The 10,192-nt window shown below is 32.8% G+C and carries 9 protein-coding genes; all 9 read right to left on the reverse strand.

All coding sequences use genetic code 11. The features are described from left to right. Nucleotides 1–8: 8 nt before the first annotated feature. Nucleotides 9–1,259, reverse strand: a complete 1,251-nt coding sequence (locus B0A58_RS11405; protein ID WP_089081163.1) for a sulfate adenylyltransferase subunit 1 — start codon at nt 1,257–1,259, stop codon at nt 9–11. A gap of 51 nt (nt 1,260–1,310) precedes the next feature. Beyond that, complete coding sequence (locus tag B0A58_RS11410) at nt 1,311–3,878, reverse strand: TonB-dependent receptor (protein ID WP_089081164.1); 2,568 nt, start codon at nt 3,876–3,878, stop codon at nt 1,311–1,313. A gap of 225 nt (nt 3,879–4,103) precedes the next feature. Further along, complete coding sequence (gene cysD / locus B0A58_RS11415; protein WP_089081165.1) at nt 4,104–5,003, reverse strand: sulfate adenylyltransferase subunit CysD; 900 nt, start codon at nt 5,001–5,003, stop codon at nt 4,104–4,106. Between the two features lie 484 nt (nt 5,004–5,487). Further along, the gene (locus tag B0A58_RS11420) at nt 5,488–6,213 is read right to left on the reverse strand and encodes a phosphoadenylyl-sulfate reductase (RefSeq protein WP_089081166.1); all 726 of its coding nucleotides are present in this window, start codon (nt 6,211–6,213) and stop codon (nt 5,488–5,490) included. Then, nucleotides 6,213–7,097 (reverse strand): sulfite exporter TauE/SafE family protein, encoded by an 885-nt coding sequence (locus B0A58_RS11425; RefSeq protein ID WP_089081167.1) that lies wholly within the window; start codon nt 7,095–7,097, stop codon nt 6,213–6,215. Before B0A58_RS11425 ends, B0A58_RS11420 begins: the two co-directional genes overlap by 1 nt. 457 nt (nt 7,098–7,554) lie before the next feature. Beyond that, a complete protein-coding gene (locus tag B0A58_RS16480; protein WP_165766332.1) occupies nt 7,555–7,701 on the reverse strand; it encodes a hypothetical protein in 147 nt (48 codons plus the stop codon). 389 nt (nt 7,702–8,090) lie between these two features. Continuing rightward, complete coding sequence (locus B0A58_RS11430) at nt 8,091–8,810, reverse strand: hypothetical protein (RefSeq protein WP_089081168.1); 720 nt, start codon at nt 8,808–8,810, stop codon at nt 8,091–8,093. A 51-nt stretch (nt 8,811–8,861) separates the two neighbouring features. Then, on the reverse strand, nt 8,862–9,446 hold the full coding sequence (locus B0A58_RS11435; RefSeq protein WP_089081169.1) for a hypothetical protein: 585 nt from the start codon (nt 9,444–9,446) through the stop codon (nt 8,862–8,864). A gap of 500 nt (nt 9,447–9,946) precedes the next feature. Next, nucleotides 9,947–10,192: transposase (locus B0A58_RS11440; protein WP_165766333.1), on the reverse strand; the 246-nt coding region annotated here is incomplete at its 5' end.

The following is a 10,192-nucleotide window of genomic DNA, read 5'->3' on the forward strand; positions in this document are numbered from 1 at the left end:
TTTGGGGGTTAGGGGGCTGTTATAAATCCAACTCCCGCTGTTGTGTTGGTATTAGCGTCAATTAAAATAAACGCTCCATTGGATTTGTTGTCATTGTAACTATCAAAATACAATGCTTTGCTTAATTTGATATTCACTTCTCCAATTTCGTTTATGGCTAATTGCGTAGCAGGAACAGCTCCGGAATAATCTGTTGCAATTACATTTTTGATTGCATCAATTTTAGCCAAAACTCTATTCGTATTGTGTTGTACCAAATACTTGGTTCCTGTCACTAATTTCTTGCTGTCCATCCAGCAAATAGTAGCATTAATATCTTTTTCTACTTGCGGTAATTCTCCTGATTTTACAATCATATCGCCTCGAGTCACATTGATGTCGTTTTCCAATTCTAACACAATAGACGAACCCGCTTTAGCCTCGTCAAATTGTTGGTCAAAAAAGTGAATTTTGGATACTTTAGATTCAGTTAACGAAGGTAAGACCGTAACAGCATCGCCTACTTGAATTGAATTACCGTATAATTTTCCGGCATATCCTCTAAAGTCGTGGTATTCTTCTGTTTTTGGGCGAATAACCGTTTGTACTGGAAAACGTGTTTTACCAGTTTCAAAAACATCCTCAGGTTTTAAATCTTCTAAATGTTCCAATACCGTTTGCCCATTGTACCAAGGCATGTTTTCAGATTTATCAGCCACATTTCCACCGTTAATAGCGCTCAACGGAATGTAACTTACGTTTTGTTCTTTGAACGAACTTTTGGCATTCAAAGCTTGGAAGTCGGCTTTGATTTTGTTAAAAACGTCTTCTGAATAATCGACTAAGTCCATTTTGTTTACTGCAACAATTACCTCTTTCACACGCAATAAATTATTGATGAAAAAGTGACGGTAGGTTTGCTCAATCACTCCTTTTCGAGCATCAATCAAAATGATGGACACTTGCGAAGTCGAAGCTCCTGTTACCATATTACGGGTATATTCTACGTGACCAGGAGTATCGGCAATAATGTAACTTTTCTTTGCAGTCGAAAAATAAATATGCGCCACATCAATCGTAATTCCTTGTTCTCTTTCGGCAACCAAACCATCTGTAGCCAAAGAAAAATCAAGATAATCGTACCCTTTTTGTTTGCTACTTTTTTCTATTGCTTCAATTTTATCCGTTGTCAATGATTTAGTATCATACAATAACCTCCCGATTAAGGTACTCTTTCCGTCATCTACACTTCCTGCTGTTGCTATTTTTAAAACTTCCATGTTTTTTTAATTGGTTATTGGTTGTTTGTATTTGGATTTTCAAATTTTAATTTAAAAAGAATATCTTAAAGTTGTTCCAATAGTCCTTTGATCCCCCAACACTGCTGCATAAAGACCTGAGCTACCAGCTGCGGGAAGTAATTGCTCAAAATAATTTTTATCTGTTACATTTCGAGACCAAATCATAAAAGAAAAACCATTTGCCCCTCTAAAGCCAATTCGAGCATTGATTAAAGTGTATCCCTCAATATTGAGAAAACTTGAAGGAGAGGGACTAGAAGAAAAATCTGATCTGCTGAAGGAATCAACAGCAAAAAAATACTTTCCGTTTAAATCAAATAATTTGCCTTCATGTATATATTCGGCACCAATTGAGGTTGCCCATTTCGAAATTCCAGGCAAAGTACCTCCAGAAACATCTTTAAAAGCTTGACTTCCTCCCACTTCTTCTAATGGCACAGGTGCATTTGAAAAAGCAACATATTTGCCATCTGTATAACTTATTGACGAGTTAAAAACCCATTTATTTATCAATCTTAGATTACCTTCCAACTCAAAACCTTTTACTCTAACTTTTTCAGCATTTGCAAGATAGCCCCTATTAACGCCTACTTCAGGTGTTTGAACTTGAGTTTGATAGTCTTTGATATCTGTATTAAAAAGGGTTAAATTTAAAAAAGAATTTTTGGTAGGATTAGATTTTATACCAAGTTCAACATGTGTAACATATTCAGGTTTTACAAGAGCCAATTCAATAAGTGTAACCCCATTTGATGTTGGAAGCCCTCCTAAATTTACCCCAATTGGTTTATAACTATTCGTTACTGTTAAAAATCCATTGATTTTGTTATTATATTTGTATAAAAAAGTTAACAATCCTGTTATATTATTTTCTGAAACATTAAAATCAAAAGCTTGACTGGTGTATAATGCGTTTTTCAATGCCAATAAAGCTGGGTCATTTGTTTGCAAACCACCATAAGCCACACGATTATAATTTACATCTTTTTGATCATAATTATATCTAATTCCCGTGAGTAATTGGATTTTATCGTTAATTTTCCATTCCAATTGACTAAAAATAGCAGCTCCTAAGGTTTTAAGTCTAGAATTTGTACGGGTTCCAAAACCATCAAATAATCCAGGCGTACTCCAAAGATTTGACGTTGTACTTTGAGCAAATCTCCATTGAGCGCTTCCAGATTCTTCAATTTGAAATGGGTCTGATTTTAAATCTTGTTTCATTAAAAATGCACCAACTACACCGCTCCATTTGGCTGAAAACGAACCTGCATATCTAATCTCTTGAGTAAATTGCTGATGAAAGGAATTACCTTGAGATTTGGTTAGCACTGGAAGACCAATAAAATCTCTATCGTTTGCAGGATCCCAAATCCAATAACGCCAAGCGGATGTGGCAGTAATTTTACCATTGCCCGCTTTGATATCTACATTTAAAGAAGCTCCTCCATAGTCGTTATTAACCTTTAAAGGGGCATCAGCATCTGTAACTCTGTCAAATGGATTTTTAGAGGGTAAAGTATAACCCAAATCGGCAATGATGGCGTCAAATTGCCTGTAAGCAGCTCTTTTGGTTTTTACTACTCCAGCAACAACAGTTGCATTTCCATCTGGTCTTTGTCTAGAATTATCAGCAATAAATAATAACTTTATTTTGTCTGTTGGGTTGTAAAGTAATTGCGCTCTAAAACCTAAATTATTAAGCGTGTTTACATTTTTTAAGTTATGATTATTGTAAATCGTTCCATCTCTTTGTGTTCCAGTAAACGATAATCTGGCAGCCATTTTTTTTGACAAGGGACCTGTTATAGAGGCTTTTGCTTGTATAAAATTCAAATTACCATAGCTTGTTTCAAAGGAAGTATTGGCAACAAAACTAGGCAATTTTGTAGTAATGTTAAATGCTCCAGCCGTAGTATTTTTTCCATACAAGGTGCTTTGCGGGCCACGCAAAACCTCAACTTTTTCAATATCTACAAAATCAATTACTGTTGCAGCAGGTCGTGCATAATATACACCATCTACATAAAAACCCACACCTGGATCTATCCCATCATTTGTGAGTCCAAAGGTAGAACCTAAACCTCTAATATTCAAAGTCGTGTTTCGTCCATTGGAAGAATATAATTGAATTGATGGTATTAATTCTTTTAACCTGTTTGGGTTGAAAGCTCCTGTTTCTGCCACTTTATTCCCTTTTATCAGTGTAATTGGAATTGGTATTTCTTGTATTGATTCTTGTCGTCTTCTTGATGTAACTAATACATCCTCCAGCTGATTCACATTTTCTTGCAATTTAAGAACTACTTTGTTTTCTGATATAAAAAATTCTTGTTTCTGATAGCCCGTATAGGAAATAATAAGTGTAAAAGGTAGTTTTTGTCCAGTTATCAATCCGAATTCTCCGTTTACATCTGATACCGCTCCATTTGTAGTTCCTTTTATTGTAATATTAGCTCCTATAATTGGTTCGCTCGTCTTAGAATCTTCTATTTTTCCTGTAACTGTTGCGTTTATTTCTGGTTTATTTTGAGCTATAATGGTTAAAGGAAAAAGAATTATTATACCCAAAATTATTGTATTTTGAAAAAATTTCATTTTATTTGTATTGTTTAATTATTAAAGTTGAAAATTGTATGACTATACCAAAAGTATTATTTTCAATGATTTTATTTTTTATTAGACTATACCAGTTTGGTTGCCGCCAAACTGGTTTTTTTTTAAATTATTTACAACAGATGATTTTCAGATTCATGATTTAAAATTATTATTTTTTCTATTTTTTGATGCTCCTTCGTTCCCCCTTTGGGAGTTAGGGGGCTTTTAAAAGTACCCTTGTTGTTTTCTTTTCTCCATTGCAGCTTCTGAACGTTTGTCGTCAATTCTAGCCCCTCTTTCCGAAATGGTTGAGGAACGAATCTCTCCCACTACTTCTTGAATAGTAGCCGCATACGATTCGACAGCCGCTGTGCAACTCATATCTCCCACGGTTCTGAAACGAACAATTCGTTCTTCAATTTCTTCATCTTCCTCTTGATAGACAAATGGCGAATGGGACCAAATCAATCCGTCTCTCAAGAATACTTTACGTTTGTGAGAAAAATAAATCGACGGAATTTCGATTCCTTCTTGTTCGATATAACTCCAAACGTCTAATTCTGTCCAGTTCGAAATTGGGAAAACACGAACATTTTGACCCAACTCAATTTTTCCATTCAACAAATCGAATAATTCAGGGCGTTGGTTTTTTTCATCCCACTGACCAAAATCATCACGTACCGAAAAAATACGCTCTTTTGCTCTTGCTTTTTCTTCATCTCTTCTCGCTCCACCAATACAAGCATCAAATTTGAATTCTTCAATCGCATCCAAAAGTGTCGTGGTTTGCAAGCTATTTCTACTCGAATATTTTCCAGATTCTTCTACTACTTTTCCTTGATCAATAGCATCTTGTACATTGCGAACAATTAATTCTAACCCTAATTCGGCTACCAATTTATCTCTAAATTCAATCGTCTCAGGAAAGTTGTGTCCGGTATCTACGTGCAACAACGGAAAAGGAATTTTTGCTGGAAAAAAAGCTTTTTGCGCCAAACGCACTAATGTAATGGAATCTTTTCCTCCTGAAAAAAGCAATACCGGTTTCTCAAATTGCGCAATTACTTCTCTAAAAATGTATATCGCTTCGCTTTCTAAAGCATTTGTTTTTACTATTGAACTCATGTTTTCAGCCCCCTAACCCCCAAAGGGGGAATTTAATTGTTAATATATTAGCCCCCTAGCCCCCGAAGGGGGAACTGTTGGGATGTTTTTTTATTTTTCATTTCAACGGATTCAAATCCGTTGTTACAAATTCAATCGTTCCTACGGAACTAAACTGTTGATTGTGTTTTTTTCATTTCAACAGATTGAAATCCGTTTTTTTTCATTTCAACGGATTGAAATCCGTTTTTTTTTTATTTCAACGGATTCAAATCCGTTGTTTTTTTCATTTCAACGGATTGAAATCCGTTGTTTTTTTCATTTCAACGGATTGAAATCCGTTGCTACAAAATGAATCGTTCCTACGGAACTAAACTGTTGAATGTGTTTTTTTCATTTCAACGGATTCAAATCCGTTGCTCAAATCCGTTGCTACAAAATGAATCGTTCCTACGGAACTAAACTGTTGAATGTGTTGTTATTTTTATTCTCTAAAATCTACTCCCTATTTTGTTCCCCCTTCGGGGGCTAGGGGGCTATGCAACCCACATTCTTTATGATTCGTTTCCCACGACCATCTTCCGGCTCTGATGTCTTCGCCAGGCAAAATCGCTCTGGTACAAGGTGCACAACCAATACTTACAAAGCCCTTTTGGTGCAAACTGTTTTGAGGAACGTTATTCTTTTCTAAATATTCTTCCACTTCTTTTAAAGTCCATTTTAATAATGGATTGAATTTGATAATATCAAAATGGGCATCGTATTCAAAAAAGTTCAAGTCACTTCTATTTTCTGATTGCTCTGCTCTCAAACCCGTTATCCAAATTGCATTGCCTTGTAAAGCTTTGGTCAAAGGGGCTACTTTTCGAATGAAACAACATTCTTTTCTATTTTCTACCGAATCATAAAAGCTATTTGGTCCTTTTTGGTTCAACAAAACTTCAACTGCTGCTGTATCTGGAAAATAGGTTTTAATTTCCGTTTTGTATTTTTTTATTGTTTTATGAAATACATCATACGTTTCTTGAAATAAACGTCCTGTATCTAAAGTAAAAACCGTTATTGGCAACTGATTTTGACCAATCAAATCGGTAATTACTTGATCTTCTTGTCCAAAAGAAGTAGAAAAAACGACTTGATTTGGAAATTTATTTGCTAAATATGCAAGCGTCTCCTCGATAGAGAAATCTTTTGTTTTTTCTGTTAATTCTTGTGCTATTGTTTGATTCATTACAATAATTTTGATAAAGTTCGTAAACTAAGGATGATAATTAAAATGCCTACTGCTATCATCATGGGTTTTCTTTGGATTTTATTTACAAGATAAGCGGCTAATGGAGCAGCTAAAACACCCCCAAGAATCAAACCTAAAATCACTTGCCAGCCTTCGATTCCGCCAAACATCATAAAGGTAATGCCACTGGCAAAAGAAACAGCAAACTCTGCTGCATTAACAGAGCCAATGGTGTAACGTGGGTTTCTACCCCTTCCTAAAAGTGTTGAAGTAACAATTGGTCCCCAACCACCGCCACCTACAGCATCCATAAAACCTCCAAAAATGGCTAAAATGCCCAACTTTTTAGTTTTTTTCTTTATTATTGTTGTTTGCATCGAGCGGGCAATAATTACAATGGCAAGTACCATCATATACACAGCAATAAAAGGTTTAATCATTTTGCCATCAATCACGTCCGAAAGTAAATATGCTCCAATGGTAGCCCCAATTACACCCGGTATCAATAGATTTTTAACCAGCTTTTTATTAATATTTCCAAAGCGATGATGCGAAATTGCAGAAGCTCCCGTTGTAAACATTTCGGCTACATGTACTCCCGTACTACTAATAGCTGGAGGAACTCCATAAGCCATTAAAAACGAAGTAGAGGTTGCTCCGTAGCCCATTCCTAGCATACCATCGACCAACTGTGCTCCTATTCCAATTAAAAAAAAGATTAAAAAATCTTGATTAAAACCGTTTATCAAACCTTGAATCGAAAATTCTTTGTAATGTTTGTATATCAGAATCAAAAGGAGTCCAATAAGTAATAAAACAGGTAGTACAACCCATATATTGACTGGTTTTGATGTTGCCTGCTTTGAATTAACTGTATTCATTAGTGTATTGATTTCATTTTTTATATCAAATCTATTATCCTATCGACTTAATAGGTTATTTGTTTAAAAAAATATTCTCTGTTAGAGAATAGGTTAAAACGAATAAATTATTTATCCTATCGGATTAGTAGATTATTTTGCAAAGGTATTTCTTTTTTTTAAAAAACAAAATCTTTTTTCTAAAAAAATTAATGTGCTAGCTACAAATTGTATTTTTGGTATTGGCATCTCTTTTATTTATTCTAACTAACGTTTTATTAATGTTTTGTAAATCAATCATTTACAATATTTATTTTTTTATTATTCCTCCTAATTTTTCAGCTTTCGTACCGTTAGCTTAAGGGGTCAGGGCGTGAGTCTAGGGGGAATTACGCCCAACGTCAGTCTGTGAAAAAACCAACTCAAAAAGAGAAAGAATTCGGATACCTGTCGGAGAAAAATTCCATACAGCCAATTCTTAAAGACTCATTTTGAGTTTTTTCACAGCCTGACGTGTTGCCGCTTCACGAAGTTGCGGATTTTCAGCACCAAAGTCACTAAAAATTCCTGAACTTTCAACAAGCACAAAAGTTTCTAAATAAGCACTTACTCCGCAATCTTGCAAAACGGCTGTTGCAAGAAGCCTTTTATTAGTCGGTTATACTTGATTTAATATTTATCTTTATGCTTTTATCTTTTATTATTATATTTTTCAGGTTCATTATTAGGTTATTACTATTCATTATTATGTTTTTTAGGTTCAATATTAGGAGTTGCGGATACGTTAATAGGAATTGCAGGTTTGTTATTATTAATTTATTACATATTATTAAAATTTGCTGGTTTAATAATAGGAATTGCAGGTTTGTTATTTGGCTTTTACAATTCGTTATTATGTTTTTACCTTACGTTATTATTAATTTACTATTGTTTATTAGGATTTTACTATAGCTTATTATTAAAAATAGAAAGAATAACACAAAAGGGAGGTAGCTCTTTTGTGTTATCTCTTTTTTATTTTGTTTCTTTGAATTGTAGTTTTACGATTGCGTTATAATATGGCTTTCCTGCATCTCCTAATGATTTTAAATAGGACTTAACATCTTTGATTAACTGGATTATATTTGTTTCGTTTTTATACAAAATATTATTTCTGTTTGCTCTTGCAGTGATTAAGGCATTACCTGCAGAATTTACGGCTTGGCTTAACGTAACAAGAGTTGAATGTAAGGCTTGTAAACTTGTAATTTGTATTTCTGTTTCGTTGGGTGCGTATTCTGAATGTGATGCTAATTGAGTTGTGTAGGCATCTAAATTAGCAATACGGCTGTCATAACTCATTTGAGAGGTTGAAATACCGTCTGTTTCTGTGGTTTCTGGGTTTACCGATTTTGGTTTTTGGTCGCCACGAATTTTTTTAGCTTGATTGGCTATGTTTTCTTTGTCTGTGGTTGAAATGTCTAATGATTTTGCAAAGTTTGAAGATTTTGTCATTAGTTTTCCCAATGGTGCAATTGCAACTTCACGAGCTGAAACCGCATTTTTATAAATTGGTTTCTTATTGTTTAATTCTGATATTACAGTTTGCAATGATGTACGAATAGGGTCGAGGTTTACTAACTGTATTTTTGCATTTGATGGATTGTAAAGCGTACCCATTTCTTCTAAAATTTGGTAAGCGGAGCTAAAGTTTGCCACATTTTTATTGTGACCTGTTTCTAACGTTGAAGCCATAATATTAAATATTTAATTATTGATAATCACAAATATATAAAAAAGTTTTATTTAAAATCTAAATTCCATTTTCAATAAAACATATCTTGGCAATAATTTATATTCAGTTGATGAAATTGCTATGTCGCTTACTGTATATTCTTTAAATATTTCTGTGTTAAATAGATTTTGTCCTGTAAGTGTGAATGATAATTTATTATTTTTAATATTATATTTTGCTTCAAAATCGGTAAAGTAATATTTATTACTGTTTTTATCCAAATTTCCAAAATAATATCGTTCTGATTGTATTGTGAAAAATAGTTTTTTGTTGAAAGTAAAAAACAAATCTAAAAAAGATATATTGTTCATACTTTTATTAGAAAAAGAAGTAGTTGAAATATTATTTTGAGTCCAATTTGTGCCTATATGATAATTGAAAACTCCTTTTAAAACAGAACGAAGTTCTGCACCGTAATTGTATGTTGTTGCTTCTACATTTCTTAAATCATTGCTATTGACTATATTTTTAAAATTAGTTTTGGACAAACTTAAATTTATTTTTAAGTTTGAATATATTGCTTTAAAAAAATAATCTGTATTTCCTCCTAAACTGAATGTTGATTTGTCTTTTACTTTTATTTTTTCGGATTGCAAAAAATTAGCTTTTACAATTTTATTTGTTGAGTAAAAATCGTGATTTTTAAGATAAAAGCAAAATATGTTTGCGAAAAATTTACTTTCCCAATTTCCTAAAGAATAATTTAAAAATGATTTACTTGCGTGTAATAAATCGAAATTGCCAGACCCTTTTTCAAAATTTCGATTGCTTGTCAGTATGTAATTGCTGTAAACATCTAAAATATCGGTGTTTGTTGTGTTATATGAATATGAGGTATTTATTTTATTAGTTTCATTTATTTGCCAATTTAATAATAATTTAGGATTGATAAAAAATGATGATTGATTTTTCGTTTCTAAATTTGTTTTAACAGAATTAAATAATTTGTAAATATCTAGATTACTAATTAAGAAAAAATCACCTTTTTTATAGAGGTAACTTGGTTTTATGTAAAAATTACCTGTTTCATATTTAATATCATTTTTGTATTCGGGATAAATAAAATCATCAATATTATTTTTTAATATCGAGTTACTTACTTAGGAGCTACAATTAATTTCCATCCTACCCATTCGTGATTTATCATTCTTTTTATTAGATTATCAAAAATTGTTTCTTTATATATTGATCTATTTAATCGATAAAAATATTCGTTTAAATATTTTTGTAAATGATGTTTACTAACGTGAGTTTGTATTGTTCGTAATCCAGATTTTAGTTGTTGAATGATGTTGTTAATTTGTTTGAAATTTACCGTAGGTTGGCTTATTTCTTGTTTTAA

Source organism: Flavobacterium branchiophilum NBRC 15030 = ATCC 35035 (assembly GCF_002217205.1).
In the GTDB taxonomy this organism is placed as follows: domain Bacteria; phylum Bacteroidota; class Bacteroidia; order Flavobacteriales; family Flavobacteriaceae; genus Flavobacterium; species Flavobacterium branchiophilum.

Bases quoted from the DNA above. Each gene is read 5' to 3' on its own strand.
- B0A58_RS11430 (WP_089081168.1), bottom strand. From the start codon at position 8,810: ATGGCTTCAACGTTAGAAACAGGTCACAATAAAAATGTGGCAAACTTT.
- cysD (WP_089081165.1), bottom strand. From the start codon at position 5,003: ATGAGTTCAATAGTAAAAACAAATGCTTTAGAAAGCGAAGCGATATAC.
- B0A58_RS11425 (WP_089081167.1), bottom strand. From the start codon at position 7,097: ATGAATACAGTTAATTCAAAGCAGGCAACATCAAAACCAGTCAATATA.
- B0A58_RS11410 (WP_089081164.1), bottom strand. From the start codon at position 3,878: ATGAAATTTTTTCAAAATACAATAATTTTGGGTATAATAATTCTTTTT.
- B0A58_RS11420 (WP_089081166.1), bottom strand. From the start codon at position 6,213: ATGAATCAAACAATAGCACAAGAATTAACAGAAAAAACAAAAGATTTC.
- B0A58_RS11405 (WP_089081163.1), bottom strand. From the start codon at position 1,259: ATGGAAGTTTTAAAAATAGCAACAGCAGGAAGTGTAGATGACGGAAAG.